The sequence below is a fragment of the Pseudomonas citri genome (genome assembly GCF_025336485.1).
Classification (GTDB): Bacteria; Pseudomonadota; Gammaproteobacteria; order Pseudomonadales; family Pseudomonadaceae; genus Aquipseudomonas; species Aquipseudomonas citri.
Genome location: NZ_JAODAB010000009.1, coordinates 142,370 through 169,255, shown reverse-complemented (window position 1 = coordinate 169,255; position 26,886 = coordinate 142,370). Strand labels below are relative to the sequence as shown.

The 26,886-nt window shown below is 60.8% G+C and carries 19 protein-coding genes; 10 read left to right on the top strand and 9 right to left on the bottom strand.

What is annotated here, in order from left to right; genetic code table 11:
* The first annotated feature begins 74 nt into the window (after nt 1-74).
* The 3 genes from N4Q37_RS13155 to N4Q37_RS13145 are packed head-to-tail and all read left to right on the top strand — an operon-like array spanning nt 75 to nt 1,862.
* Complete coding sequence (locus tag N4Q37_RS13155) at nt 75-731, top strand: FMN-binding negative transcriptional regulator (RefSeq protein WP_260958428.1); 657 nt, start codon at nt 75-77, stop codon at nt 729-731.
* Between the two features lie 2 nt (nt 732-733).
* The gene (locus N4Q37_RS13150; protein ID WP_260958427.1) at nt 734-1,180 is read left to right on the top strand and encodes a GNAT family N-acetyltransferase; all 447 of its coding nucleotides are present in this window, start codon (nt 734-736) and stop codon (nt 1,178-1,180) included.
* Nucleotides 1,181-1,190: 10 nt separating this feature from the next.
* Nucleotides 1,191-1,862 carry a GNAT family N-acetyltransferase gene (locus tag N4Q37_RS13145; protein WP_260958426.1) on the top strand — a complete coding sequence of 224 codons (672 nt, stop codon included), beginning with the start codon at nt 1,191-1,193 and terminating at the stop codon, nt 1,860-1,862.
* A 76-nt stretch (nt 1,863-1,938) separates the two neighbouring features.
* Here the strand turns inward: N4Q37_RS13145 and N4Q37_RS13140 are convergent, their stop codons facing one another.
* Both N4Q37_RS13140 and N4Q37_RS13135 read right to left on the bottom strand, forming a co-directional pair.
* Nucleotides 1,939-7,215, bottom strand: coding sequence for an OTU domain-containing protein (locus tag N4Q37_RS13140; protein WP_260958425.1), 5,277 nt, complete (start codon nt 7,213-7,215; stop codon nt 1,939-1,941).
* A 122-nt stretch (nt 7,216-7,337) separates the two neighbouring features.
* Entirely contained in the window at nt 7,338-8,237 is a 900-nt protein-coding gene (locus tag N4Q37_RS13135; protein WP_260958424.1) for a homocysteine S-methyltransferase family protein, read from the bottom strand.
* A gap of 113 nt (nt 8,238-8,350) precedes the next feature.
* Between N4Q37_RS13135 and N4Q37_RS13130 the strand changes: the two genes are divergently transcribed.
* Together N4Q37_RS13130 and N4Q37_RS13125 are read left to right on the top strand one after the other, a co-directional pair.
* Entirely contained in the window at nt 8,351-9,172 is an 822-nt protein-coding gene (locus N4Q37_RS13130; RefSeq protein ID WP_260958423.1) for an ABC transporter substrate-binding protein, read from the top strand.
* Nucleotides 9,169-10,005, top strand: a complete 837-nt coding sequence (locus N4Q37_RS13125; RefSeq protein WP_260958422.1) for an amino acid ABC transporter permease — start codon at nt 9,169-9,171, stop codon at nt 10,003-10,005. The genes N4Q37_RS13130 and N4Q37_RS13125 overlap by 4 nt, the downstream gene beginning before the upstream one ends.
* Before the next feature lie 23 nt (nt 10,006-10,028).
* On the opposite strand, the gene N4Q37_RS13120 is transcribed toward N4Q37_RS13125, so the two are convergent.
* Nucleotides 10,029-11,078, bottom strand: coding sequence for a YopT-type cysteine protease domain-containing protein (locus tag N4Q37_RS13120; protein ID WP_260958421.1), 1,050 nt, complete (start codon nt 11,076-11,078; stop codon nt 10,029-10,031).
* Between the two features lie 13 nt (nt 11,079-11,091).
* Complete coding sequence (locus N4Q37_RS13115) at nt 11,092-11,583, bottom strand: CesT family type III secretion system chaperone (RefSeq protein ID WP_260958420.1); 492 nt, start codon at nt 11,581-11,583, stop codon at nt 11,092-11,094.
* A gap of 450 nt (nt 11,584-12,033) precedes the next feature.
* Here N4Q37_RS13115 and N4Q37_RS13110 point away from each other — a divergent pair, with 450 nt between their 5' ends.
* Complete coding sequence (locus tag N4Q37_RS13110) at nt 12,034-13,782, top strand: autotransporter outer membrane beta-barrel domain-containing protein (RefSeq protein WP_260958419.1); 1,749 nt, start codon at nt 12,034-12,036, stop codon at nt 13,780-13,782.
* 70 nt (nt 13,783-13,852) lie between these two features.
* Here N4Q37_RS13110 and oadA read toward each other — a convergent pair whose 3' ends face one another.
* The gene (gene oadA, locus N4Q37_RS13105; RefSeq protein WP_260958418.1) at nt 13,853-15,661 is read right to left on the bottom strand and encodes a sodium-extruding oxaloacetate decarboxylase subunit alpha; all 1,809 of its coding nucleotides are present in this window, start codon (nt 15,659-15,661) and stop codon (nt 13,853-13,855) included.
* A gap of 12 nt (nt 15,662-15,673) precedes the next feature.
* A complete protein-coding gene (locus tag N4Q37_RS13100) occupies nt 15,674-17,089 on the bottom strand; it encodes an acetyl-CoA carboxylase biotin carboxylase subunit (RefSeq protein ID WP_260958417.1) in 1,416 nt (471 codons plus the stop codon).
* A 186-nt stretch (nt 17,090-17,275) separates the two neighbouring features.
* Between N4Q37_RS13100 and N4Q37_RS13095 the strand changes: the two genes are divergently transcribed.
* Entirely contained in the window at nt 17,276-18,238 is a 963-nt protein-coding gene (locus tag N4Q37_RS13095) for a LysR family transcriptional regulator (RefSeq protein WP_313958323.1), read from the top strand.
* Here the strand turns inward: N4Q37_RS13095 and N4Q37_RS13090 are convergent.
* Both N4Q37_RS13090 and hexR read right to left on the bottom strand, forming a co-directional pair.
* Nucleotides 18,180-18,389: a PA3496 family putative envelope integrity protein gene (locus tag N4Q37_RS13090; RefSeq protein ID WP_260958416.1), complete on the bottom strand. Its 210-nt coding sequence runs from the start codon at nt 18,387-18,389 to the stop codon at nt 18,180-18,182. The genes N4Q37_RS13095 and N4Q37_RS13090 overlap by 59 nt on opposite strands.
* A gap of 239 nt (nt 18,390-18,628) precedes the next feature.
* Nucleotides 18,629-19,495, bottom strand: a complete 867-nt coding sequence (gene hexR, locus N4Q37_RS13085) for a transcriptional regulator HexR (RefSeq protein ID WP_003187110.1) — start codon at nt 19,493-19,495, stop codon at nt 18,629-18,631.
* Between the two features lie 495 nt (nt 19,496-19,990).
* Here hexR and N4Q37_RS13080 point away from each other — a divergent pair, with 495 nt between their 5' ends.
* Nucleotides 19,991-20,305, top strand: a complete 315-nt coding sequence (locus N4Q37_RS13080) for a hypothetical protein (RefSeq protein ID WP_260958415.1) — start codon at nt 19,991-19,993, stop codon at nt 20,303-20,305.
* Between the two features lie 51 nt (nt 20,306-20,356).
* Here N4Q37_RS13080 and N4Q37_RS13075 read toward each other — a convergent pair whose 3' ends face one another.
* Complete coding sequence (locus tag N4Q37_RS13075; protein ID WP_260958414.1) at nt 20,357-23,227, bottom strand: EAL domain-containing protein; 2,871 nt, start codon at nt 23,225-23,227, stop codon at nt 20,357-20,359.
* A gap of 260 nt (nt 23,228-23,487) precedes the next feature.
* Between N4Q37_RS13075 and uvrD the strand changes: the two genes are divergently transcribed.
* Together uvrD and N4Q37_RS13065 are read left to right on the top strand one after the other, a co-directional pair.
* Nucleotides 23,488-25,671, top strand: a complete 2,184-nt coding sequence (gene uvrD / locus N4Q37_RS13070) for a DNA helicase II (protein ID WP_260958413.1) — start codon at nt 23,488-23,490, stop codon at nt 25,669-25,671.
* A gap of 309 nt (nt 25,672-25,980) precedes the next feature.
* Nucleotides 25,981-26,853, top strand: a complete 873-nt coding sequence (locus N4Q37_RS13065; protein ID WP_260958412.1) for a Tim44 domain-containing protein — start codon at nt 25,981-25,983, stop codon at nt 26,851-26,853.
* Nucleotides 26,854-26,886 lie beyond the last annotated feature (33 nt).

Here is a 26,886-nt window from a genome sequence, read left to right as displayed (position 1 = left end):
AATTGATCGCAAGTGGCTCTTACAACAGACCAATAGCCTGCCTAGGATGCTCGCATTCGCCAAGGAAAATCGCCATGTACAACCCGAAAGCCTTTGCCGCCTACGACCTTCCTCAACTCCAGCAGATGATGAATGACTGCCGCCTGGCCGTGTTGATCACCCAGGGTGAGCGCGGCTTGCAGGCCAGCCACCTGCCGCTGCTGCTGGACACCCAGCAAGGCCCCAATGGCAGCCTTTACGGGCACATGGCCCGAAGCAATCCTCAATGGCAGGACCTGGAAGCCGGTGCCGAAGCATTGGTGGTGTTCGCCGGGGCCGACGCCTACATCAGCCCGGACTTCTACCCGAGCAAGGCCGAGCACGGCAAAGTCGTGCCGACCTGGAACTACTTGGCCGTGCACGCTTACGGCAGCGCCGAAGTCTTCAGCGATGCCCATCGCCTGCGCAACCTGGTGAGCGCTCTCACCGATCGCCACGAAGCCGGCCGCGCCCAGCCCTGGAAAGTCGACGACGCACCGCCTGAGTACATCGACAGCATGCTCAAGGCCATCGTCGGTTTCGCCCTGCCGATCCGACGCCTGGAAGGCAAACGCAAGCTCAGCCAGAACCGCAGCCCCGCCGACGTCGCCGGGGTACGCAGCGGACTGGCCGCCAGCCTCGATCCGCAAGATCAACGCCTGGCGCGCCTGATGCCTGCCCCATCGAGCCCTGCCCCATCCAACAAGGAGTGAACATGAAACCTGTAGCGATCCGTCTTGTCAGCGCCGACGACCACGCCGCCTGGCTGCCGCTGTGGCAAGCCTACCTGCGGTTCTACAACACACAATTGCCGGACACGGTGAGTCATAGCACCTGGCAGCGCTTGCTCGACGACCGCGAGCCGACCCACGGTGCACTCGCCTGGGACGGCGACATTGCGGTAGGCCTGGTGCATTTCATCTATCACCGTTCGAACTGGAGCATCGAGAACTCCTGCTACCTGCAAGACCTGCTGGTGGCCGAACAGACCCGTGGCACAGGCGTGGGTCGCCAGTTGATCGAGTTCGTCTATACCACCGCCAAGGCCGATGGTTGCTGCAAGGTGCACTGGCTGACCCACGAAACCAACGCGACCGCCATCCGGCTCTATGAGCGCATTGCAGAACGTCCAGGTTTCATCCAATTTCGCAAAGCCCTGTAAGGAGCGCAGCATGTCCACCTCACTCGCCGATTGGAAAGGTGTCCCGGCGCCTTCTGCCCAGTTGATCGAAGGACGTTTCATTCGCCTGGAAAAACTCGACCCGGCGCGTCACGCCGACGGCCTGTGGCAAGCACTCGAAGGCCCCGGCGCAGACCCGAAACTCTGGGATTACTTACCCTATGGGCCGTTCACGGATCGCGGCGCGTTCGATGCCTGGCTGAACAATCACGCAGCCAACGCCGACCCGTATTTCTTCAGCGTGATCGACCGCGCCAGCGGCGACGTACAAGGCATCCTCAGCCTGATGTCCATCGTGCCGGCCCAGGGTCGCATCGAGATCGGCCACGTGACCTTCGGCGCACCGATGCAGCGTTCGCCGAAAAGCACCGAGGCGGTCTACCTCCTGGCAAAGGAAGCTTTCGCCTTGGGCTATCGGCGCCTGGAATGGAAGTGCAACAACGGCAACGCCCGTTCCAAATATGCCGCCGAACGGCTGGGGTTCACCTTCGAAGGGGTGTTCCGCCAGCACATGGTGGTCAAGGGGCAGAACCGCGACACCGCGTGGTACTCGATGATCGACTCCGAATGGCCGGCGATCCGGGCGGGATTCGAGCGGTGGTTGAGCGAGGACAACCAACGCGAGGGTGGGCAGGTGCGAGGGCTGGTGGAGTGTCGGTCATAGATGACAGAGGCCGACGGTCCGCCATCGCGAACTTGCTCGCGATGGCGGCGGCACAGTCGACATCACCCGGCGGCCATCACTCCGGTCTGGGCTTCACCTCACCAATCTTCTTGAGCGATTGCGGGGTGACGCCACGCCTGGCGTACTGCCAGGCCCAGTCCGGAATGCTCAAGTGGCTTTCCACGTACAGGGCAAAATCCAGCCGGCGATGGCCCAGGCGATCGGTCGGGAAATCAAAGTTGTAGAGGTATTGTTGAGCCCGCCGCTGACCGATGGAAAGCAGGCGCTGTATGGTCAGGTTCGCGCGAAGCTCCTCTGGTGCAAGGCTGTTTCTCAAGGCGAGGGCAAGGTGCATCTCCGAACTCAACGCCCCTGGCCAGGCAAGTGCCTGTCGGATCGTAGCGTCGCTGAAATACGGTCCGATCAGGTCGGCCCAGACCTGGTCGGCATACTCCTTTCGAAGCTTGCGTAGGGCCGTCCACAGATTCGGCGTATTGAATAACACCGCGACCCTGCTGTTGGACGGAAGCTGCCCCGGAGCGCTGAACAACTTCGCGACAGCCGGTATGTCGTTGTCCATGATGTTTCCCCACGCCCCTCCCAGGAACTCCAGGAAGTCGCCCAACGCTTCTTGATGCAGGACGATATTTCGCAGGTTCCGATCGTCAAACACCTGCATCCAATCGATATCGATGTTTCGCGTGCGCTGCAATTCGCTATGACGGGTGCTGGCATACTCGGCAACGATCTGGAATCGCACGTCGGACAATGCGGGGTTACGAATCCATCTGGCCACTTCACTCACGCGCAACAGGCCGCCCAGGTTATGAGCAATGATCGGCGACCTGAGAAGCAGATTCGCCCGCCTCAGCAGGTCGGGAAAACGCCTGAGCGCAGTCCTGAACAGGTCGACGGTTCTTTCGGCCGTGTCTGTGTAAATGAAATGATCGAACAGCTCCGACGTATCATCGACGTACCTGCCGGCATCGCTCACCAATAGATCCTTGGCATCGTCCAGGTCGTCGCTGTTGACCAGATAGGCGCCATCGAGCAGCGCTTCCATCTGGTCCTCGTCCAGATGACCGTGCAGCGCTTCGTCATACAGGACATACGCTGAACTGTTGTGGGGATGGTGGTCGAGCAGTTGCCTTGCCGTGACCCCATATTCGAGCAGGATATGGACCACGTCGTTGGAAACCAGGAGGAACTGGTTGTCGAGCAAATCCTCGACCAGCTCGTTCTCGACGGGGCCCACCAGGAGGTCTTCGAACATCTGCTTCATGGATTGCCTCTGCTCCCCCGAAAACGGCGCGTTGACGCTGGGCGTCAATCTGGCCGGGGGTCGCGGTGACAACAAGCGTCCGACGTGCTGGAGAATTTCTGGCGGCAATCGCGAGGATGGACCGGCAGTGATCGCCATTCGCACAGTGCTGTTTGCATGCAGGTCCAGATAGCGCAAGGTCGGCTGGAACAGGCGATTCGGGTTGGGCGCGCCATAAACGATGCGGGTCAGATCGAGCACTGCCGCCTGGCCCAACAGGTTGTGCAGCGAAGACGCATTCTCGAAGAGCGCCTGTTGTGTCCGGGTTGGAAGCGGTGCCACGTACTGCCCGAGCTGCGGATGCTGGTCGATGTAATTCGCCACTTCGTTTCTCCAGCCTTGCATCGAGAGCGCTTGCTCGGCTTGCCCCTCGTTCAGCCCGCGATTGACGGCCTCGAAGAAACAATCGCCGCCACCCGGTATTTCCACGACTTCCCCCCCAAGCTCCACGCTGTAATGGTCCTGGGCCAGGCGAATCAGAACGACGTCTGTGTCGGCCCTACCCGGATGGATTTCCATCGGATAGATGGTTTGCTCCTGCCCCGGGGTGAAGCGCACTGACCAGACGTGTTCAGGAGCCTGTCGATCAATGATCAGCAGGCTCCGGTTTTGCGGCCAATTGGCCAGGCGCGTCATGATTGATGGGACCAGGTCCATCCGCACGGAAAGGGCGGATGCCGCAGTGGCCACCGTCTTGGGTTTCGAAGGCCCTGGCTGCGGATCCGGATTCCCTGGCCGCTTTCCGCCTCCACGGCCAAAGCCCACGGCACGCCACTCCCCGTCGGGCATCCGCGCCACGGTGCTGCGCATCACCCCACTGGCGCGGATGCCCAGCCCCGTCATCGGGTTGACCAGGGTGGCTTCGGTGGCATCGAGCTTCGTATGGTCATGGACACGGAACACCGTGCCGTCGGGTTGGCGCACGTACACGGGGCGATCCATCACACGGCCGGTGGCCGCATGGCTGATCGTGGCGCGATAGAAGCCGCGTGTGTCTGCGCTCAGCCCACGGATCACCGAGGCATCCGTGACGGCATAGGGACCATAGATCGCCATGTCCAACGGCAGCCCGGTCATGGCTTCATCCCGGCCCTGACGAGCCGTCACCGCCCGGAAAAACGATTGGCCCCGGGTGGACACTGCCGCGCTTCGGGTAAGACGCCATCCGCCATGGTTCGCCACGGCGTGCACAAAGGCCAGGGTCTTCAGATTCAGTGGGATAGCGCCCGTCCGGTACACCAGCAAGCCGGTCTTGATGGCGCTCTTGAGCATCTGGAAACCTGGGGCCAGGAACAGACCGGCCAACTCCATGACGATCTCGATCATCATCTGCCCGAGCCTGCCATAGGTCTGGTGACGGACATTGCGGTTGCTGTTGGAGCGGTGATCGGCATGGGCGCTGTGAAAATTGACGTGGGCCCGATGGAGGGCTTCAAGCAGATCGCCGGTGATCAACGCTCCTCGGATCAACGGGCGACCGCCCTGCTGCCCCAGGGTGCGTTTTATCTGCGACGGGTCGTTGGTGGAAATGCGTGAACGGAAATATTCCTGCCAGTCTTCCCGTGGCAACAGCTCGGCAACACCATCGCTCAAATCGGCAAACTCATGAAAATCCTCGCCCTGGGGACTATCAGGAAAATAGACCCCCACGGTGCCCTTGATCTGCGGCCCCTCCTGGTCGGAGAACACCAGCGCACCGTTGATGCTGATCGCATTGCCCATGTGGCCGTGCGGGTCTGTGGCAGCCATGCTTCCGCCCAGTACCAAAGCGTAGACATGCACCCGGCGCCCCATGACCGGTGTGCGCTGCTCTGCCGATGACGAGCGCAGGACAGCGTCCAGCCAAAGGGTGAGCTTCTTTGTCGGCTTCGGTGGGTTGAAAGCCTTGTCGACAAGCGTGGCCTTGAACGCCGCGTCGCCCTTGAGCGAGGCCTCATACCCCTTGAATTTCAGATTGGCCCGATACGCGGTCTGCCAGGCCTGCTTGTAGGCCGGTTTGTTCATTTGCTCCCTGAGCATGGCTTCATAACTGCCACCGGCATCGATGCTCGTCACCATCCGGGCCAGTTCGCGCCCGGTCAGCGTGACGAAATAACCGTTGGCCGGGTTGCGGACACGCTCGCCGTCCGGGTCGACGAGGTAGGCGCTCAGCACTTCCCTCATGGCGTTCGGGTGCTGGGATGGTCGCAGATTATCCAGGAGCAACTGGGTCAGGCTGGTAACGCGGGACTGCCTCGGGTTGGCCTTTTCCCCATAGAAAAACGTGACCTGGGTCTGGTCCGGATCGGGGTCGATGTCCGGGTGTACGGTTTCTTGCAGGTATTGCTTGATCTTCTGCCGAGTGAACTGCAACAACGTCTTGATATCGCTGCCCGCCAAGGCATAGGCGGCGTCCAATACCGAAAGCTCCAGATTGCAGTAATGGGACTTCTGCGCAGAGGTCGCCGTCTTGAAGAAATCGGGGCGATTGTCTTCAACCAGGGCGTGTTGGCGGACCGCCAACGGCCCGGCGAGGGACAACATGGGCAGATCAAGCGCGTCGTCGACACCCAGGGCAAAGGCCGGCAAGGCGAGCGTCTCGTTTGCCGGCGCATCCAGAAACGCTTGCAGCGCAGCGCTTTGGAACTGCAACAGGTCATCCGCGGCGGTTTCAAAGACATGCCCGGTCAGTTCAGTGGAAATATCCCGGATCGTGCGTTTTTGCCCCGCGTAGACAGGGCTGGCGGTATTAACCAGGTCCTGGAAGGAACGGAATTTCTGTATCCCGCCTTCCAGCGAATACAGGAACAACGCCGGCTGGTCGGCGCGTTTGATGACCATTGCCGCGGGCCATTTGCGCGGCGCTGCGCTACCCATGTCGAGCATCACGGCATAGACATGGGGAATGGGCGCCCGCAACAGGCGGTTTCTGTCCGCCAGGCGAGGATGGCTGGTGATGAGGTCCAGCAGGCGGTCCTCATCGTGTTGCTGGGCTCGTTCACTCGGGGTCAATTGCGAGGCCGGATCCCGATCCACCTTGTACAGATCCAACAGCGACATGAAACGTCGGGCCAGCAGATGAGCCAGCGCCGCTTCTGCTGTGCCCGGGTTTGGCGCATCGAGCGCAGCCCCTACGCTTTTGCTCTGGCGAAACGTGACAAGGTCCTCAAGGAACTGACCCTTGAGGCTTTCGTTGGTCACCGGTTGAGCGATGTAGAAAACCGATTCCAGGGTGGCGACAGTCTTGCGATCCAGTGGGCTGGCAAACAGGCTGTCCGCCTCTTGCACCGTATCCGGACGGGTGAAGAACCCCACCCCATCGGTCGTGTAGGTGGGCGGCGTATCCGTTGCCAGACTGCTCGACATGACGTCGGTAAAACGCTGCGAAGACGTCAACGAGCGCTTGCCCAACGCATCGACGGTGAAGTGGTTCACGTAGCAGTGATCCGGGTCCATGTGCTCAGGAACCAATGCACGGAATTTCCCTGCGGAAATCCTGGCCTTGAGCCGGCTGACCAGCAGGCTCTTGAGCACCGTGTCGAACGTCGGAAGCGCGGCGAACAGGCGGGCCAGCTTCACCTGATTGGCGTCCAGGAGGTCCAATTGCTTCAGTTGCTCTTTTTCACGGGCGCCGAGCAGATTGCCCTGGGCATCCACCTCGGTAATGACGGGTTGTCCGACGCCCTGATAGCCGGGCGCAATGCCCGCCTGCAGTTGCCGCAGGACATCGGGCGAGAGGGCCTTGCCGTGGGCCCGCAGTGAGGAGAAGTCCAGGGACAGGTGGCTTCGGTGGGGGTATACCCAACCCTCGCGCGGGGACAAAGCCGAGGAGGAAGCCCTGCTTTGATGAGCGGCCAGGAAGCCTTGGGTGACGGCGGCGCGCAAGGGAACCGATGCGGTCTTGCGTTCAGCGGCCGAGTCGACCGTCACGACCTCTTGGTAAGTGGCCTGGACCTGCGCGTCACCGGTCAGGCCCCATTGACCGAGCCATTGATCGGCGAATTCATGCGGTTGAAAGCGAATACCGTTGGGTAACAAGCTGATGGGTTTCAAGGATAGGTCCCGGTTGTTGTTGTTAAGGAACCGGGAACCTATCGCCTCATCCGATCAGCGATGACATACATATGTATGGCGGGGGCGGGAATGTGTAAGCCGTCATGTCGGCTTCAAGGGGCTCAGGCCAGTTTCTGCGCCAACACCGCAATGTGCTCCGGCCCGATGCCGCAGCAACCACCCAGGTGGCTGGCGCCGCGCTGGCGCCAGTCGGCGGCCCACTGAAGGTAACCGGGCGGATCGAGGTCTTCGCGCAACGGGTCCAGCCCGTCGTTGGCGGTCGCTTCCTTCGGTTGCGGCGGGAAGGCGTTGGCGTAGGCACCGATGTGGATCTTCACGCCCAGGCGTTCAAACGTCTCCCGCGCCGCGTCGATGGCCGCACCGATCACTTCCGGCTGGCTGCAGTTGAACAGCAGCGTCTCGACACCCAGCTCGGCGGCGACCGCCGCGGCGTCCGCCACCGGTTCACCGGAGCGCAGGCGCGGCACTTCATCGGTGTCTTCGTCTTTCAAGGTAAACGACAGCCAGAACGGCTTGCCGTCCTTCGGCAGCCCGGCGTGGATCGCTCGTGCCTCGATCGTCGAGCTTTGGGTTTCGGCCAGCCACAAGTCGACATGAGGCGCCAGGCCGGTCACCAACGGCGCGAGCAATTCGCTGGCGCGGGAGGCGTCGAACAGGTCGGGGCGATAGGAACCGAACAAGGGCGGCAGCGACCCGGCAACCTTCACCGATTTACCCGACGCCTGCACCGCCCGCCGCGCCAGCTCCCCCGCCAGCGCCGCCAGTGCCTGGCCCTCTTCGGCAAAGCGCTGCTCGCCAATGTGAAACGGCACCACCGCGTAGCTGTTGCTGGTGATTACGCTGGCACCGCTGGCGATGTAAGCTGCGTGCACATCCACCACCGCCTGGGGCGCTTCGCTCAACGCCAGCGCCGACCACTCGGGCTGTCGGAACGGCGCGCCACGGCGTTGCAGTTCGCGGCCCATGCCGCCATCGAGAATGACTGTCGTTGCTGCGTCCATATGCGATTCACTCATAAGCTTATGAAAATAACTCACTACCGGAGTTGTTCTTATAACTATTTAATACGCACTCTTCGGTTAACCACAACCTGTATTTTCAGCCAGGGCCTTATATGAAACTTCAACCATTGATGGCCTTGGGCCTGACTCTGTTGGCCGCCTCTTCGCAAGCATTCGCTGGCGCCACGCTGGAGCGCATCGAGCAGAAAAAAGAGCTGGTGGGCGTGCTGATGGAAAGCTATCCACCCTTCTCGTTCCTCAATGAACAGAACCAGCTCGACGGTTTCGACGTGGACGTGGCCAAGGCCGTCGCCGAAAAACTCGGCGTGAAGCTGCGCCTGGAAACCCCTTCCTGGGACGTGATCGCGGCCGGTCATTGGAGCGGTCGCTATGACATCTGCATCTGCTCGATGACCCCGAGCAAGGCCCGCGCCGAGGTGTTCGATTTCCCCGTGCAGTACTATGCCTCGCCGGCGGTGATCGTGGTCAACGCCAAGGACGACAGCATCCACGGCGCCAAGGACCTGAGCGGCAAGAAAGTCGGCCTCACCAGCGCCTCCAGCTATGAAAGCTACCTGAACAAGAACCTGGTGATCGAAGGCGCCGAAGACACCCGCCTGAGCTACCCCTTCGACAATGTACAGATCGCCCCGTACGACACCGACAACGTCGCCTTCCAGGACCTGGGCCTGGGCGCCGGCGTGCGACTGGACGCGGTGCTGACCAACCTGGTGACCGCGCAACCCCGCCTGACCGAGGACAAGCGCTTCAAGCTGGCCGGCCAGCCGCTGTACGCCGAACCGAACTCGGTGGCCATCGAAAAAGGCGACGCACAGTGGGACGCCAAGGTACGTGACGTCTTCGCGCAGTTGAAACAGGACGGCACCTTGAGCAAACTCTCGCAAAAATGGATCGGCGCCGACATCACCCAATGACCTCTTTTCCGTCCCCTTCTCAGCCACCGCAACCGGTGGCTGAGTCGCGTCTGCAAAAAATCTTCGGTTTTCGCACCCGGTTGTACCTGACCTGGGCGGCCATGCTGGTGTTGTTCGCGAGCTTTTTCCTGAGCTTTGACCTGAAGTTCTCCATCATCCTCGACAAACTGCCGAACCTGGTGGGTGTGCACCTGGCGCCCAACGGTTTTCTGCAAGGCGCAGTGCTGACGTTGTTCCTGTGCCTGTGCTCGATCGTTGCATCGTCGGTGCTGGGCTTCGTCACCGCCCTGGCGCGGTTGTCCAAAAGCGCCGTGGCGTTCGGCATCGCCAGTTTCTACGCGTCGTTCTTCCGCGGTACGCCGTTGCTGATCCAGATCCTGCTGATCTACCTGGGTCTGCCGCAACTGGGCGTGGTCCCAGGGGCGGTCACCGCCGGGATCATCGCCTTGTCCTTGAACTACGGCGCCTACCTGAGCGAAATCTTCCGCGCCGGCATCCTCGGCGTCCCTCCCGGCCAACGCGAAGCCTCCCTCGCCCTGGGCCTGAGCGAAACCGTGATGTTCTGGCGCGTCACCCTGCCCCAGGCCATGCGCACCATCATCCCGCCGACCACCAACCAGTTCATCTCCATGCTCAAGGACTCCTCCCTGATCTCGGTGATGGGCGTCTGGGAAGTGATGTTCCTGGCCCAATCCTATGGGCGTTCCAGCTATCGCTACATCGAAATGCTGACGACGGCGGCGATCATTTACTGGCTGATGTCCATTGCGCTGGAGCTGATCCAGGCGCGGATGGAGGGGCATTATGGGAAGGCGTATCGGAACAATCGTTGAGCGCGCTTCCATCCGTGCCTCGATCAACGCAGATGAAACGCCGGCCCCGGCACCACTTCGCTGAACTGCAGGTGATGGTCTGCCCCCCGCCAATGATTACGCGCATCGCGCTTGAAGACGTCGCTGAGGAAACTGCTCATCTTTTCCCGGCTGTCCGCCTGGACCACGCCAAACAGCGGGTCGAAGAAGTGCAGGTGGTTGTTTCTGTCCTGATGCAGGGCCATGGCGTGGCTTTCGCTCAATAACAGGAAGGTCTGGTCCGTACCGGGTTTCAGTACGCCCTTCAGCTGTTGATCGATAGCCTCGGGCTTCAACCGATAGTGAGCATCCTGTGCGCCGTCCGGTGTCTTGCCCAGCATCATGCCCAGCTTGGGCAGCGTGTCCCGGAGCATCGGGCCGGCGTTTTCGATCTTGTCGGTGTAGGGCTGTTGCTCAAGGTGCTGGAACCCCAGCACGCGCGGCAGCAGCGCGTCTTCGCGGGGGTTCGCCAGTTTGTCGAAGAAGGCCTCGTCCGATTGGCCCTTGGCTCGACTCTGGCACCAGTTGGTCGACAGACCGAAGCAGGCGTGGCCGCTACCTCCTGCGCGACTGTAGTCAGCCGCGAACGCCCTGTCATCGATGGTCTTGTCGAAGAGAAACTTGCTCTGGTGGAACGGCTGGACAAGCTGGCAGCCGTGCTCCTCGGCTATCTGCCGTTTCGCCTCGATATTCGCCGTGCCTCCCATACCGCTGTCGGCCATCTCCTTGACCTTGGTCTTGATGTATTGCGTAGCGTCATCACGCAACGAGGCCAGGGACGTCATCAGCTCCGGCAGCATGGTCCGCAGCGAACGATGCTGGGCCTGGACCTCTTCATGGCTGGGCTGGGTGACGGCGTCGACCGGCGGGAATGACGCGTGCGCGTCGAAGAACACGTCCTCGCCGCTGTCCAGGGGAACCAGCGGCCCGCTCGCGCGAGGCTGAAGATGAGTGAACGTCTCGGGCGAGCCCGGTCGGATTCCGGCGGGTGAAGACGTTTGGCCCGCTTCTGTCCCAGTGACCTCTGCCGCGGCGCTGGAATGCTGGATATGCATGCTGTATCGCTCCTTAATTTGCGCTGAACCGACGCGCTCCCAAATGAAACGCCGGTGATGGCGCAGGCCCTTTCTGCGCGCGGCGGCCAGCGGCTTGCTGGTGTCGATAGCCTTCGATGTAGCGCTTCAGCGACCCGGCCAACGTGCCCAGCTGCGTAATGACACGATCGAGGCCAGGCTCATCCAGACTGCTCATGGGGTGCATGCTGCGCAGCATCAACTGCCTGGAGACTGGGTTGTAGCCCAGGGATCCACCGTGGGTCCGGCTCGGCTCCAGGTTCAGCGCCATGGACAGGGCCAGGATGTCGTTGTCCTGGGGCATAGTCAGTTCCGTGACCACGACGAAGATAAACAGTGTGGTGTCTTGCAGGGGCAGCCAGAGCAGGCAATCCATCCCGTTGGCGGTGCGCACGGCCTGACGCTCACGCTGGCCCTCCAGCGCATCCGCGATGCCTCGTGTGCGCAGCCACTGGCCCAGTTGTTCTCTTGCCTCGATAGGCCGCATGGAAATGTCCTGAGTTTTTTGCGTTGGTTTCTCTCTGTGGCGGCAAACGGGAAAGGGTTCCCTGTCGACAAGCTCCGCGGACGCTGTAGGGCAAGACAGCAGCTCATGAGAGCCACCGGGACAATGTGTCTATCACAACAGAAGCAGCCTACAGATGACGTCGCCGTGTCTCGCTGGAAGCCAGGAGATGGCCGGCATCGCGTTCCAAGTTGAATTTTTAAAGTGCGGGCTCACTCCACGAGAGGCCTCACGCCGATGTCTATCCGATATTTGTATCCACCCCAACGCCTGGCCCTGGCAATTACCCTGGTACTCGGTTGCGCCGATGTTTCGATAGCCCAGCCATCGACCGATGACGCTACAGTTCCCCCCTCCGAAACAACCACCCAGGAGCAAGCCCAACCCAATCATTCGACCAAGGCATCCAGCAGGCCACCCAAGTTCACAACATTGGAGGGCGAATCCTCGCGCACCCTCCGCTTCAATAAAGGCCTGGTAGAAGCGGATGCCCAATTTCGCAATCTCGGCAAGATCGGTGGAGAGGTACACGTTGCCGGCAAATTTCATAACGAGGGGGACGTGGGCAAGTCTGTCTTTGTGAACGAGACAGGCAGTTTCAGCGGCAAGGGCACAATCAACGCGCTGAACGTGAAGGGCTTGTTGGAAGTCGACCCTGCGAACGGGGGCCCTACGATCAAAGGGAATCTTGAATTTTCGCAAAGCGCAACGCTGCTCTATGGCATCTATCCAGACAGCGGCAGTGCCATGATCAAAGTCGGCGGCACCGCGAAGCTAGGCAACGCGACGCTGAAGATTAGCTCGTTGCCAGGCGAGTCCATCGGTGCGGGCAAGCACATCGTGATCGAAGCGAAAAAGATCGATGGGAAATTCGGGGATGTCGTCAACGAGCTCGCCTTAGTGACCGCGACACCTGACTACACCACCGAGACAGAAGTCGGCTTGATTCTCGCGCCCAAAGCGGTTCCGCCCGAGAAAATCACGGCCAATGAGAACGGACAAAATGCTTTACGCAGTATTCAGAAATCAGAACGGGCCAAACCATCGCAATCGGAATCCGTCGTCACTTCACCGATTCCCCCCTCTCCTGTCGTCGAGCCACAAGCCGATCGCCCAGCGTCAAAGCCCACCGAACCAAAAATCGTTGCCAATGCCCAGCCCAACAAGCCAATCCCCAAACCCAACGCCGCCATAAACGCCTTGCTCGGCACCAATATGACTACCGTAGCCGACGCCATCGACCAACTGGGCGGCTACAACACCGCCGACCTGGGCAGCGCCACCCTGAGCACTGTCGCGCCGATCAGCACCGGAATGCTCTCGGCCTTGGACTCGACCCAACCCGCAAACGCACGGGGTGACGGCCAGGTTTGGGTCCAGGCCATCGGCAACAGCGGCAGCCTCGCCAAGTACCTGGGCAATCATGCCCTCAAGCATTCGACAAAAGGCCTGATGCTGGGAACCGACTGGGCTGTCAGCCCCGACTGGCGCCTGGGCATCGTCGGCGGCAAAACCCAGACACAGCTGGACAGTTATCAGTTCGAAGGAGCGCTCGACAGTTGGCTGGTGGGCGCGTACGCCTTGTTTCAGGATGGGCCTTTGGCGCTGCACCTGGGCGCTGTCCATGGTCATCACGATGGCAGCACCAAGCGCCACGTAGCCTTCAACGGATTCAAGGATCATCTGAAAGGCCGTTACGATGCCAACACGCAACAGGTCTTCGGCCAGCTCGGCTACAACCTGGACGTCGGTCATTTCGATATCGAACCCTATGCCCAAGTCGGCTACCAACGCTACCAACGAAATGCCTATACCGAAAAAGGCGGGGACGCCGCGTTGCAGTACCGCAAGCAGACCCAGGACCACTACAGCAGCGACCTCGGCCTGCGCCTCGCCCGCCCCTTCCTGTTTGACCAAGGCATGCGGCTGACGCCGCGGCTGAATGTCGGCTGGAAGCACCTGTACGGTGATGTCAGGGGCCGTTCCCGACAACGCCTGGTGACCGGCGGCCATACGTACACCGTCGAGGGTGTCGAACTGGACCGCGACAGTCTGCTCGTGGAGACCGGACTGGACCTGACCGTTTCACCCCGGCACACCCTCGGTCTGAGCTATCGCGGCGAAACGGGGCAGGACAATCGCAACAATGCGCTGATGGGCCAATGGCGCATGATGTTCTGACAATTTCGCGGACAAAAAAAGGGGAGCACATGCCCCCCCGAGGTTAAAGCGTTGTATCGAGGCTGTTCGATCAGCCTTCGATCTCGATCAGGATTTCACCCGGGTTGACCCGGTCGCCCTTGGCCACATGAATGGCGGTGACCTTGCCGGCGATGGCCGCCTGCACTTCGGTTTCCATCTTCATGGCTTCGGTGATCAGGACTGCCTGGCCGGCCTTGACCACATCGCCCTCCTTGACCAGGACATCGACGATGTTGCCCGGCATGGTGGTGCTGATATGGCCCGGCGCGGTGGCTTGCTTGCGCTTGCTGCCGCCGCCGCCGACAAACTCGTTGAGCGGTTCGAACACGACCTCTTCCGGCATGCCGTCGATGGACAGGTAGAAGTGACGCTTGCCTTCGGCCTTGACGCCCACCCCGGTGATGTCGACGCGGTAGGTTTCGCCGTGGACGTCGATGACGAACTCGGTCGGCACACCTTCGCCGCCCGCAGAGCTCACGCTGCCCGCTTCAGGGATCGGCAGCAGCACTTCCGGGGTCAGGGTGCCGGCTTCACGCTCTTCGAGGAACTTGCGCCCGATGTCCGGGAACATGGCGAAGGTCAGCACGTCCTCTTCGGACTTGGCCAGTGCACCGATTTCGCCGCGCAGCTTGGTCATTTCCGGCTTGAGCAGGTCGGCCGGGCGCACGTCGATCACGTCTTCGCTGCCGATGGCCTGGCGCCGCAGTTTTTCATTCACCTCACCCGGCGCCTTGCCGTAGCCGCCTTGCAGGTAAAGCTTCACTTCGTTGGTGATGGTCTTGTAGCGCTCACCGGCCAACACGTTGAAGAACGCCTGGGTGCCGACGATCTGCGAAGTCGGGGTCACCAGCGGTGGGAAGCCGAGGTCTTCGCGCACTCGCGGGATCTCCGCCAGTACTTCGTTCATGCGGTTCAGCGCGCCCTGCTCTTTCAACTGGTTGGCCAGGTTGGAAATCATCCCGCCCGGTACCTGGTTGACTTGGACACGGGTGTCCACCGCGGTGAATTCGCTTTCGAACTGGTGGTACTTCTTGCGCACGGCGTAGAAGTACAGGCCGATTTCCTGCAACAACTCCAGGTCCAGGCCAGTGTCGAACTCGCTGCCTTTAAGGGCCGCGACCATCGATTCGGTACCCGGGTGGCTGGTGCCCCAGGCGAAGCTGGAGATGGCAGTGTCGATATGGTCGGCACCGTTTTCCACCGCCTTGAGCTGGCACATCGCGGCCAGGCCGGCGGTGTCATGGGAGTGGATGAACACCGGCAACGATTGCTCGGCCTTCAGTGCTTTCACCAATTCGCCAGTGGCGTAGGGGGTCAGCAGACCGGCCATGTCCTTGATCGCCACCGAGTCGCACCCCATGGCTTCCATTTGCTTGGCCTGGGCCACGAAGGCCTCGATGGTGTGCACCGGGCTGGTGGTGTAGGCGATGGTGCCTTGGGCGTGCTTGCCGGCGGCTTTCACCGCTTCGATGGCCACCCGCAGGTTACGCACGTCGTTCATCGCATCGAAAATACGGAACACATCGATGCCGTTGACCGCAGCCTTGGCCACGAACGCCTTGACCACGTCGTCGCTGTAGTGGCGGTAGCCCAGCAGGTTCTGGCCACGCAGCAACATTTGCAGGCGGGTGTTGGGCAATGCGGCGCGCAGCTGGCGCAGGCGCTCCCACGGGTCTTCCTTGAGGAAGCGCACGCAGGCGTCGAAGGTGGCGCCGCCCCAGACTTCCAGCGACCAATAGCCGACTTTGTCGAGCTTGTCGCAGATTGGCAGCATGTCTTCGGTGCGCATGCGGGTGGCAAGCAGCGATTGGTGGGCGTCGCGCAGGATTGTGTCGGTAACGTGGATCTTCTTGGACATTGTCATGATTCCTTACAGGCCTGCGTGGGCGGCAATGGCGGCGGCGATGGCCAGGGCCAGCTCTTCGGGTTTGCGCTTGATCGAGTAGTTGGTCAGTTCAGGGTGGCTTTCAACGAAGCTGGTATTGAACTGGCCGCTACGGAATTCCGGGTTGCGCAGGATTTCCTGGTAATACGCGGCAGTGGTCTTGACCCCCTGCAAGCGCATGTCATCCAGGGCGCGCAGACCACGGTCCATGGCTTCTTCCCAGGTCAACGCCCAGACCACCAGTTTCAGGCACATCGAGTCGTAGAACGGCGGGATGGTGTAGCCGGTGTAGATCGCCGTGTCGGTGCGCACACCCGGTCCGCCGGGGGCGTAGTAACGGGTGATCTTGCCGAAGCTGGGCAGGAAGTTGTTTTTCGGGTCCTCGGCGTTGATGCGGAACTGCAACGCAAAACCACGGTGCTGGATGTCTTCCTGCTTGACCGACAACGGCAACCCAGAGGCGATGCGGATCTGTTCGCGAACGATGTCGATACCGGTGATTTCTTCGGTGATGGTGTGTTCCACCTGCACCCGGGTGTTCATCTCCATGAAGTACACCTCGCCTTCGGCGAGCAGGAACTCCACGGTACCAGCGTTCTCGTAACCCACCGCCTTGGCGGCGCGCACCGACAGGTCGCCGATGTAGGCGCGCTGTTCGGGGGTGAGCTGCGGGCTCGGGGCGATTTCGATCAGTTTCTGGTTGCGGCGCTGGATCGAGCAGTCACGCTCGAACAGGTGCACGACGTTGCCGAAACTGTCGCCCAGGATCTGTGCTTCGATGTGCTTGGGATTGACGATGCATTTTTCCAGGAACACTTCCGCCGAACCGAACGCCTTGGTGGCTTCGGAGATCACCCGCGGGAAAGCCTGTTCGAGCTCTTCGCGGCTGTTGCAACGACGGATGCCGCGGCCACCACCACCGGACGTGGCCTTGAGCATGACCGGGTAACCGATGCGGTCGCCTTCGCTCAGGGCTTCTTCGATCCCCGATACGTTGCCCTCGGTGCCCGGCGTGACCGGCACGCCGGCCTTGATCATGCTGCGGCGCGCTTCGGTCTTGTCGCCCATGCGACGAATGACTTCCGCCGCCGGGCCTATGAATTTGATCCCACGTTCGGCGCAGATGTCCGCCAATTCGGCGTTTTCCGACAAAAAGCCATAACCAGGGTGCAAGGCATCACAGCCGGTTTCCACGGCCAGGTTCACCAGCTTGCGTGGGTTGAGATAGCCGGCCAGCGGATCGGCACCGATGCTGTGGGCCTCATCCGCGCGCTTGACATGCAAGGCATGCCGGTCCGCGTCGGAATAGACCGCGACCGAGCGAATGCCCATCTCGGCGCAAGCGCGCACGATTCGTACGGCAATCTCACCACGGTTGGCGATCAGGATCTTTTTTATCAATTGGAGGTTCCCTTGAGCCGGTGATCCCACGGCCTGGAGTCAGGCCGATACGTGACCGGATGTAACAACCGGTCGCAACTCCACACTAGTCCCACGTGTTGATTAACAAAAATGAATAATTATTGGGATGTGCATAAATAAAAACTTATAGTCATCCTGTCTGTCTCGGCCGAGGATGTACAAAAAATGCGTAAGTCATTGATGCGTATGACATTGCGTCAATTGCAGATTTTCAACGAGGTGTGCGACCTCCGGTCCTACAGTCGTGCAGCCGACGAAATGTCTCTCACACAACCGGCCGTGAGCCTACAGATTCGATCCTTGGAAGAGCTGATCGGCCAGCCGCTGTTCGAGTATGTCGGCAAGAAACTCTACATGACCGAGGCCGCCGAAGCCCTGCAACGGGCCAGCCGGGATATCTTCGGACGCCTGGAAAACCTCGACATGCAGCTCTCGGACATGCAGGGTTCGCTGCAAGGTCAACTGAAACTGGCAGTGGAATCCAGCGCCAAGTATTTCGTGCCACACCTGTTCGCCGCGTTCAAACGCCAGCATCCGGAGGTCAACCTGAGCCTCACGGTGGTCAACCGCAGCCAGGTCATTCGCCGGCTCTCGGACAACCGGGATGACCTGGTGATCATGTCCATGGTGCCCCAGGAGATGGGCCTGGAATTCCTGCCGTTCCTGAACAATCCGATCGTCGCCGTGGCGCCACCGGATCATCCGCTGTGTCACATGGGCCCGTTGCGCTTGCAGGACCTGGAACCCTACACGCTGCTGCTGCGCGAACCGGGCTCGGGTACGCGACTGGCTTGTGAGGAATACTTCAAGGAGAAACGGGTGCATTTCACCCAGACGCTGGAAGTGGCATCGGCGGAGGCTCAGCGCGAGTGCGTGGTCGCCGGATTGGGCGTGGCGCTGTTGACGCGCCACGCCGTGAGCCGGGAATTGTCGTCTGGCGCACTCGTCGAGTTGCCAGTGGAAGAGCTGCCGCTGTACCGCAGTTGGTGCCTGGTGCAAGCCAGGGCGAAACGCTTGTCACCGGTGGCTCACGCCTTCCTGACGTTCGTGCGCGGCGAACGCGCCCAGATCAGTGGCCTGGTTGAGCGTTTCGACGGGAAACCAGTGGCGATACCTGCCAGTAATTGAATTCTGCGGCGTCAGGAAAATCGCTGATTTCGACCATGAGCTGGCGCTGCTCACAACGGTCTTCGATCGCACGACGAAACGCCATGCGGCGCTGATCTTCCTGCTGACGACGGGTTTTGACGGCGCTACGCTCTTCGTAGGACTGGGTCATGTCGAGACTCCCAAGACGTATACGGGAGTTTCACGATGACGGTGCGCGATGACGGTTTGGCGGCGTGTGCATTACAGAACGGTGAATGTTGCTAGGCTCTGTACGAAAAGCCTTGATACTCGTTCATGCTGCGTTGAAAACAGCCTCGCAATGCTCATGTACTCCAGTACACTGCGCTTGCTCGGCTGTTTTCGCCTTGCCTGACCTTCGTCTCAAGACTTTTCGTACAGAGCCTAGCTTCAATCATCCAACGCCTTCACCGACTTGGGCGACAGTCGCAAACTGCGCAGGCTGCGCTTCACGCTCTTGAGGTGGTTGACCAGGCTCGGCCCGCGCGCCATCGCAACCCCCATCGCCAGCACATCGATCACCACCAGATGGGCGATACGCGAGGTCAGCGGGGTGTAGATCTCGGTGTCCTCGTGCACGTCGATGGCCAGGTTCACGGTCGAGAGTTCGGCCAGCGGGGTCTGGCTCGGGCACAAGGTGATCAACGAGGCGCCACTTTCGCGCACCAGGTTGGCAGTGATCAGCAGATCCTTGGAACGTCCTGACTGGGAGATGCAGATCGCCACATCGGTGGGTTTCAGCGTGACCGCCGACATTGCCTGCATATGTGGGTCGGAATAAGCCGCCGCCGTGAGCAGCAAGCGAAAGAACTTATGCTGCGCATCGGCGGCCACCGCGCCCGAGGCACCAAAGCCGTAGAACTCGACCCGCTGCGCCTGGGACATCGCCGTGACAGCTTTTTGCAACGCCACCGGGTCCAGTTTCTCGCGAACTTCCATCAGGGTGTGCAGGGTGGTGTCGAAGATCTTCAGGCTGTAGTCCGCGACCGAGTCGTCCTCATGGATCGCGAACTGGCCGAAACTTGCCCCGGCCGCCAGGCTTTGCGCCAACTTGAGTTTCAGGTCCTGGAAGCCCGAGCAACCGATGGCCCGGCAGAAACGCACGATGGTCGGTTCGCTGATGCCGACGCTGTGGGCAAGATCGGCCATGGAACTGTGCATCACGGCCGCGGGATCAAGCAGGACGTGATCGGCGACTTTCAGCTCCGACTTGCGCAGCAGGTGGCGTGACTGGGCGATGTGTTGCAACAGGTTCAAGGCGCTGGACTCTTGTTATGGGCAGGTGCCGGGATGTAGCAGTCTTGTAGTTATACTACAAGAATTGGCTTTTTGCCTGCCCAATACGTAACTGAATGGACCCGCTACGCCTTGTTTTGGCGGGGAACACGCCATGTAGCCACTTGGGAAGCCATGACGCGAGAGCCGAAACCCATGGTTCCAGGGCACCCGCAACATACCCGCCTCCGTACGGACAGCTCCTACTCATGCAAGGAACATCGATCGTGACGAAATATTTAATCCATGCAAGATCAGCCAGGATTAAAAGTCATCGCGCTTGAAGTGGGCTGCTTTCTATTGCACGAACACTTGTCAAATACAATATGAAGTTGCAGCGCCCCTATTAACCCGACCAAACGAAAAACACACAATCGCTTTCAAATCCCCACACTTGAACCCTTTCCTAAAAAACTTCACCTACTTATATTAGCCACGCAGGACGCAATTCAATTTCAACTACAGGAGTTATCCAACATGACCATCAAGACCAGGGATTGGACCGCACAAATCGACCGGATGCCCGGTGCAGCGTCTTTCCGCACCCACGGAACAGTAGAAGTATCGAACAGCGGCATCACGCCAAAGTTGGTTCTTAGTGCCAAGCAGGACAAATCTTTCGACTTGCGCCTGGATCTCGTTCTCGAACAAAGTGACGAAGTCGCACTGCAAGTTATTACGCAAAAACATGTCGAATACAAAGTACTCGGCGAGTCAAATGTTACAGGCGTCAGCATCTTCTTCGATGATGAGCTTATTCACCATATCGATGAAGTTCTGATTACGCATTAATCCAGACACACCTTGCGTCGGTACCAGAGGGTGTGGCCACCGACGCAAGGCTCATTCCAGGCACTGCCCGCGCAGCAGGCTGGCCAGTCCTTCGGCCTCCAGCGGCCGGCTGATGAGGTAGCCCTGGACTTCGTCGCAATGTTCAACGGTCAGAAACTCAAGCTGCTCCTGGCGCTCGACACCTTCGGCGACCACCTTGAGTGACAACCCATGGGCCATCGCAATGATTGCCCGGGTAATCGCCGCATCCTCACCCCCTTCCTCCAACCCACGTATGAACGCCTGGTCGATCTTCACGTAGTCCACCGGGATACGCTTGAGGTAGCTCAAGGACGAATAACCAGTGCCAAAGTCATCGATCGCCAGTTTCACCCCGAGACCACGCAACTGTTGGAAAGTGACAATGATGTGCTCGACGCTGTCGAGCAACTGACTCTCGGTCAGTTCCAGCTCCAGGTATTGAGGCGCCAGGCCGGTTTCTTCCAACACTTGCCGCACCAGGCTGACCAGCTTGCCCTGGCGCAACTGGTGCACCGACAGGTTGACCGACACCCGGATGGGCGCCAGTCCCCGGCGCTGCCACTCGCAGGCCTGCCAACACGCCTGGCGCAATACGAACTCGCCAATCGACCCGATCAACCCGGTCTCTTCGGCCAGACCGATGAAATCCCCCGGTGGAACCTGGCCCATGACCGGATGATCCCAACGCACCAGCGCCTCGGCGGCGTTCAGACGCCCGGTCGCCAGACACAACTTGGGCTGGTAGAAAACCTTCAGCTGTTGCTCTTCGAGAGCCTTGCGCAGTTGATTCTCCAACTGCAGGCGTTCCAGAGTACTGGCCTGGAGGCTGTCGGTATAAAACTGGAAATTGTTGCCCCCCAGGTGCTTGGCATGTTGCATGGCCATGTTCGCCTGGCTGACCAGTGTGGACACTTCCCGTGTGTTGTCCGGCAACAGGCTGATGCCGATCGAGGCGCTCACCACCAGCTCATGGCCCTCGATGGTCAACGGCACGCGCAGCTTGGCCGCAAGCCGGGTCGCCACCCGTGCCAGGCTCGACAGGTTGCCGTAGGCATCGAACAGCACCCCGAACTCATCGCCGGACAACCGCGCAATGGTGTTGGCCTCGGGCAACGCGTTGATCAGGCGGCGGGCGACCTTTTGCAACAATTGGTCGGCGATGTCATGACCAAGGCTCTCGTTCAGCAGCTTGAAGCGATCCAGGTCGATGTGCAGCAGCGCCAGGCTGCGTCGGCCACCCTGGCGCACCCGCTGGTAGGCCTCGTGCAACCGTTCGCGGAACAACGCGCGGTTCGCCAGCCCGGTCAGTTCGTCGTAATGGGAGAGGTAGCGCATTCGCTCTTCGGATTCACGACGAGCCGAAAGATCGGCGAAGAAGCCCACCACATGGCTGACATTACCTCGCAAATCGCGAACAACGTTCAATTGCAGCCACTGCGGATACAGTTCGCCATTGGCGCGGGCTTCCACCAATTCGCCTTGCCAGGTGCCGTGCTCCTTGAGCGCCTGGCGGATGATCGGGTAATGCCGGCGCGCATCGCGACTGCACGGCAAGTCGACGACGTTGCGCCCCAGCATGTCGTCGATATTGAAACCGGTGATGCGGGTGAAGGCCTGGTTGGCGGCGAGCAACGCGTAGTTGGGGTCGAAAATCACGATCCCTTCGCTGGCCGCCTCGAATACCGTGGCCGCCAACTGTCGTTGCTGCTGGAGTTCTTTACTGGCGCTGATGTCCCGCCGGGTGCCAACCATGCGCAGCACCCGACCGCTGGGACTGCGCTCCACCGCCCGCCCACGGTCCTCGATCCAGACCCAGTGGCCATCACCGTGACGCAAGCGGTACTCGATCTGGTAATCCTCGCTGCGCCCCTTGAGGTGTTCGACGAGGGCACGCTTGAGGGCGGGCAGGTCCTGGGGATGCAGCCGCGGCGTGAGATGGCTGAGCATCGCCGTGACGTACTCGGGCTCCAGGCCGAACAATTCCTTGAGATGCGTGTGGTGGACTTCGTCGGTTTGCAGGTTCCAGTCCCATAAACCCAGCTCGCTGGCCTTGAGGGCCAGGGCCAGGCGCGCTTCGCTTTTGCCCAGGGCCTGACTGGCCGCTTCCAGCTCCAGGTTGCGCTGTGCGACGCGGGCCTCCAGGCCAATCTGGGCGGCGCGCAGTTGCTCCTCGACATGACGACGTTGTTCGACTTCGCGAGCCAACGCCTCGTTGAGTTGCGCACTGTGGGTTTGTGTCCGCTGCAAATGCTCGATCAGCGCCTGGTTCTGGAACCGTCGCAGCAAGCCATTTTGTATCAATCGATTGACCTGCCAGGCCACGACACTCAACGAAACCAACACCACCAGGCCCAGCCAGCCCCACCCGCGCAGTTGTTCATCCCCGCCCCACAGCAAGTACCCAATGGCCGGCAACAGACAGGGCAAGGTAAAGGACAGGAACGCCGGCAGGCTCACGGCATAAGCCACACTGGCCGACAACGTGGCCGCACCGATCAGCCCGAAGACCCAGGCCTGTTGCTCGAAACTGTCGGCCGGCACCAAGGCGATGCCCGCCCCGGCCAGCGTCAGGCCGGTCATGGCCGAGCCGAGCAGAAACATGCGCCGCCAGACAGGATGCGCCTGGCGGCTGGGGATCGCCGAATCGAAGGCGGCCACCTGGATCACTCGCAACGCCACCAGGGACAGCAGCCAAACCAGCCAGACACTGACCACGAAATAGCGCGACGGCCCCCACAGCAGCGCAGCGCAGACCAAGCCGTTGACCAGCATGAAGAGTGTGGGCAGCAGCGAGCCCTGATACAGAAGCCTTGTGCGTTCGACCGCCATTTCCGTGGCGTACTGCTTGTAGATGATCCGTGGCTCCACACAGGGGCCCGCCAGATCGGAATTGATGGTCATAGGCGCTGTTCTTGTTTTTATTCAGGGGGAACATAGAGAACCCGAAACGTGCACGAGCATACACAAGCCGCGAGCCATCCCACACTGTCGTAGCTCATAAAAATGTGGAAAACATCGCTATTTCATTGGGTCACAAGTCCCATAGGCGCCCGTCACCAATGCTTGCAGCCTATGACCCGCCGGTCATCCCGGCCCGGTCTTTTATCGATTGGCGCAAAGCTTGGTTTGCCCGGTGTGGCGCCGCACCCTAGAATGCCCCAATGCGCGATGATCTCTCCCTTCTGCTGAATTCCCTCAACGATGCCCAACGCCAGGCCGTAGCCGCCTCCGTGGGGCGTCAGTTGGTCCTGGCCGGCGCCGGTTCCGGTAAAACCCGAGTGCTTGTGCACCGTATCGCCTGGTTGATCCAGGTCGAGAACGCCTCGCCGCACTCGATCCTGTCGGTGACCTTCACCAACAAGGCCGCTGCAGAGATGCGCCATCGCATCGAACAGCTGATGGGGATCAACCCGGCCGGCATGTGGGTGGGGACATTCCACGGCCTGGCCCACCGTTTATTACGGGCCCACTGGCAGGAAGCCGGCCTGAGCCAGACGTTCCAGATCCTCGACAGCGACGACCAGCAGCGCCTGGTCAAGCGGGTGATCCGCGAGCTGGGCCTGGACGAACAGCGCTGGCCGGCCCGCCAGGCGCAATGGTTCATCAACGGCCAGAAAGACGAAGGCCTGCGCCCGCAGCACATCCAGGCCAGCGGCGATCTGTTCCTGGCGACCATGCGCAGCATCTATGAAGCCTATGAAGCAGCCTGCCAGCGTGCCGGGGTCATCGACTTTTCCGAGCTGTTATTGCGTGCACTGGACCTGTGGCGCGACCACCCCGGCCTGTTGGAGCATTATCAGAGGCGCTTCCGGCACGTGTTGGTAGACGAATTCCAGGACACCAACGCCGTGCAATATGCCTGGCTGCGCCTGCTGGCCAAGGGCGGCGACAGCCTGATGGTGGTGGGCGACGACGACCAGTCGATCTACGGCTGGCGCGGCGCCAAGATCGAGAACATCCATCAGTACTCGGCAGATTTCCCAGACGCCGAGGTCATTCGCCTGGAGCAGAACTATCGCTCCACCGCCGGCATCCTCAAGGCCGCCAACGCCCTGATCGCGCATAACACCGGGCGCCTGGGCAAAGAGCTATGGACTGACGGCAACGAAGGCGAAGCGATCAACCTTTATGCCGCGTTCAACGAACACGACGAAGCCCGCTACGTGGTGGAAACCATCGAGAATGCGCTGAAAACCGGCCTGGCTCGCAGCGACATCGCCATCCTGTACCGCTCCAACGCCCAGTCGCGGGTGTTGGAAGAAGCGTTGCTGCGCGAACGTATCCCCTATCGCATCTATGGCGGCCAGCGCTTCTTCGAACGGGCTGAAATCAAGAACGCCATGGCGTACCTGCGCCTGATTGAAGGACGCGGCAACGATGCCGCCCTGGAGCGGGTGATCAACGTTCCGACGCGGGGCATCGGCGAAAAAACCGTCGAGGCGATTCGCGATCACGCCCGCCACAGCCATGTCTCCATGTGGGAAGCCATGCGTCAGTTGGTCGTCAACAAAGGCGTGACCGGGCGCGCTGGCGGTGCCCTGAAGGCCTTCATGGACCTGATTGAAGACCTGGCGACCAAGTGCGCGGACATGCCGCTGCACTTGATGACCCAAACAGTCATCGAGCAGTCCGGCCTGATCGCCTACCACGAGGCGGAAAAAGGCGAGAAAGGCCAGGCCCGGGTGGAAAACCTCGAGGAACTGGTCAGCGCCGCGCGTAACTTCGAACGCACGGAAGAAGACGCCGAGCTGTCCCCCTTGTCGGCCTTCCTCGGCCACGCCTCCCTGGAAGCCGGCGATACCCAGGCCGACGAACACGAAGACAGCATCCAGCTAATGACGCTCCACAGCGCCAAAGGCCTGGAATTCCCCTATGTGTTCCTCGTTGGCATGGAAGAAGGCCTGTTCCCCCACAAGATGAGCCTGGAAGAGCCGGGGCGTCTGGAAGAAGAACGGCGCCTGGCCTACGTCGGCATCACCCGTGCCATGCAGAACCTGGTGCTGACCTACGCCGAAACCCGACGCCTGTATGGCAGCGAGACCTACAACAAAGTCTCACGCTTCGTACGCGAAGTGCCGAAGGGCCTGATCCAGGAAGTGCGGCTGTCCAACAGCGTCAGCCGCCCCTTCGGTGGTGGCCAGGCGCAGAGCACCAGCAGCCTGTTCGGCGGCAGCGACATCCCGGACACCGGCTTCAGCCTGGGCCAGGCCGTGCGGCATTCGGTATTCGGCGACGGGGTGATCCTCAACTTCGAAGGCGCGGGAGCGCAGGCCAGGGTCCAGGTGAACTTCAGCGAAGGCAGCAAGTGGTTGATGCTGGGGTATGCCAAGCTCGAGGCAATCTAGACATTTCGCAAGCACAGCTTGTTGTGGGAGCATGGCTTGCCCGCGCGACGATGGCACATTCGGCATAGATGCGTCAGACCGATCGCTGTCGCGGGCAAGCCTTGCTCCCACAGGTATCGCTCCCCACCCACACTAGTTTCCGACCGAACTTAATTCCTTTTCCTACAACCCAAGGCGAACAAGCCTCCTTGCGTTGCCAAGCTGAACCTAAGCTGTCGCGCAAAAGCCCGAAACACTCTCACGCTAGCCAGCATCCATTCCGCTGTGCAACATGGCGCGCGTGCTATCCACAAATGGGAATGCCTTTATATGAAACGTTTTCTTAGCATCGCCATGGCCCTGTGCATCGGCCTGACGATGGCCATCGACGCCAATGCCGCCAAGCGCTTTGGCGGTGGTAAAAGCTCGGGCGCAGCCCCGACTCACCAGACCAGCCAGATGGCGCCGTCCTCGGCTGCCGGCTCCACGGCGGCAACCGCGGGCGCAGCCGGCGCTGCTGGCGCCGCCACCAAGGCCAGCGGTGCTTCGCGCTGGCTCGGCCCTCTGGCCGGCATCGCCGCCGGTGGCTTGCTCGCCTCCATGTTCATGGGCGATGGCTTCCAGGGTATGCAGTTCTTCGACATCCTGATCATGGCGGTCATCGCCTTCCTGGCCTTCCGCTTCTTTGCCGCCCGTCGTCGCAAGCAGCAGGAGCAGTTCGCTCCGGCCGGCGCGCCGATGCAACGTGAAGTGTTCAACCAGCAGCCCGCCAGCGGTTCGATCTTCGGTGGCTCGGCAGCGCCTGTGGCGTCCCGTCCGGTCATCAATGCGCCGGCCTGGTTCAACGAGCAACGCTTCATCGAAGCCGCACGCAACCACTTCATGTCCTTGCAGCAACATTGGGACGCGAACGAAATGGACAAGATCGCCGAATTCGTGACCCCGCAATTGCTGGAGTTCCTCAAGCGCGAACGAGCCGACCTGGGTGATGGCTTCCAATCCACCTACATCGACAATCTGCACGTGCAACTGGACGGCGTCGACGATCGTGCCGACAAGACCGTCGCCACCCTGACCTTCAGCGGTGTGTCGAAGGACTCTCGCTTCGACAAGGGCGAAGCGTTCAGCGAAAGCTGGAACATGGAACGCGCCCAGGGCAACGACCAGCCTTGGCTGGTGGCCGGTATCCGTCAGAACGGCTGAACCTTTGCCCGTTTTACAGGTTGAAATAAGAGA

What these genes read in the sequence shown, in the direction of transcription:
- N4Q37_RS13155 (WP_260958428.1), top strand. Translation starts at nt 75, where the DNA reads ATGTACAACCCGAAAGCCTTTGCCGCCTACGACCTTCCTCAACTCCAG.
- N4Q37_RS13150 (WP_260958427.1), top strand. Translation starts at nt 734, where the DNA reads ATGAAACCTGTAGCGATCCGTCTTGTCAGCGCCGACGACCACGCCGCC.
- N4Q37_RS13145 (WP_260958426.1), top strand. Translation starts at nt 1,191, where the DNA reads ATGTCCACCTCACTCGCCGATTGGAAAGGTGTCCCGGCGCCTTCTGCC.
- N4Q37_RS13135 (WP_260958424.1), bottom strand. Translation starts at nt 8,237, where the DNA reads ATGGACGCAGCAACGACAGTCATTCTCGATGGCGGCATGGGCCGCGAA.
- N4Q37_RS13130 (WP_260958423.1), top strand. Translation starts at nt 8,351, where the DNA reads ATGAAACTTCAACCATTGATGGCCTTGGGCCTGACTCTGTTGGCCGCC.
- N4Q37_RS13125 (WP_260958422.1), top strand. Translation starts at nt 9,169, where the DNA reads ATGACCTCTTTTCCGTCCCCTTCTCAGCCACCGCAACCGGTGGCTGAG.
- N4Q37_RS13120 (WP_260958421.1), bottom strand. Translation starts at nt 11,078, where the DNA reads ATGCATATCCAGCATTCCAGCGCCGCGGCAGAGGTCACTGGGACAGAA.
- N4Q37_RS13115 (WP_260958420.1), bottom strand. Translation starts at nt 11,583, where the DNA reads ATGCGGCCTATCGAGGCAAGAGAACAACTGGGCCAGTGGCTGCGCACA.
- oadA (WP_260958418.1), bottom strand. Translation starts at nt 15,661, where the DNA reads ATGTCCAAGAAGATCCACGTTACCGACACAATCCTGCGCGACGCCCAC.
- N4Q37_RS13095 (WP_313958323.1), top strand. Translation starts at nt 17,276, where the DNA reads ATGCGTAAGTCATTGATGCGTATGACATTGCGTCAATTGCAGATTTTC.
- N4Q37_RS13090 (WP_260958416.1), bottom strand. Translation starts at nt 18,389, where the DNA reads ATGACCCAGTCCTACGAAGAGCGTAGCGCCGTCAAAACCCGTCGTCAG.
- N4Q37_RS13080 (WP_260958415.1), top strand. Translation starts at nt 19,991, where the DNA reads ATGACCATCAAGACCAGGGATTGGACCGCACAAATCGACCGGATGCCC.
- N4Q37_RS13075 (WP_260958414.1), bottom strand. Translation starts at nt 23,227, where the DNA reads ATGACCATCAATTCCGATCTGGCGGGCCCCTGTGTGGAGCCACGGATC.
- uvrD (WP_260958413.1), top strand. Translation starts at nt 23,488, where the DNA reads ATGCGCGATGATCTCTCCCTTCTGCTGAATTCCCTCAACGATGCCCAA.
- N4Q37_RS13065 (WP_260958412.1), top strand. Translation starts at nt 25,981, where the DNA reads ATGAAACGTTTTCTTAGCATCGCCATGGCCCTGTGCATCGGCCTGACG.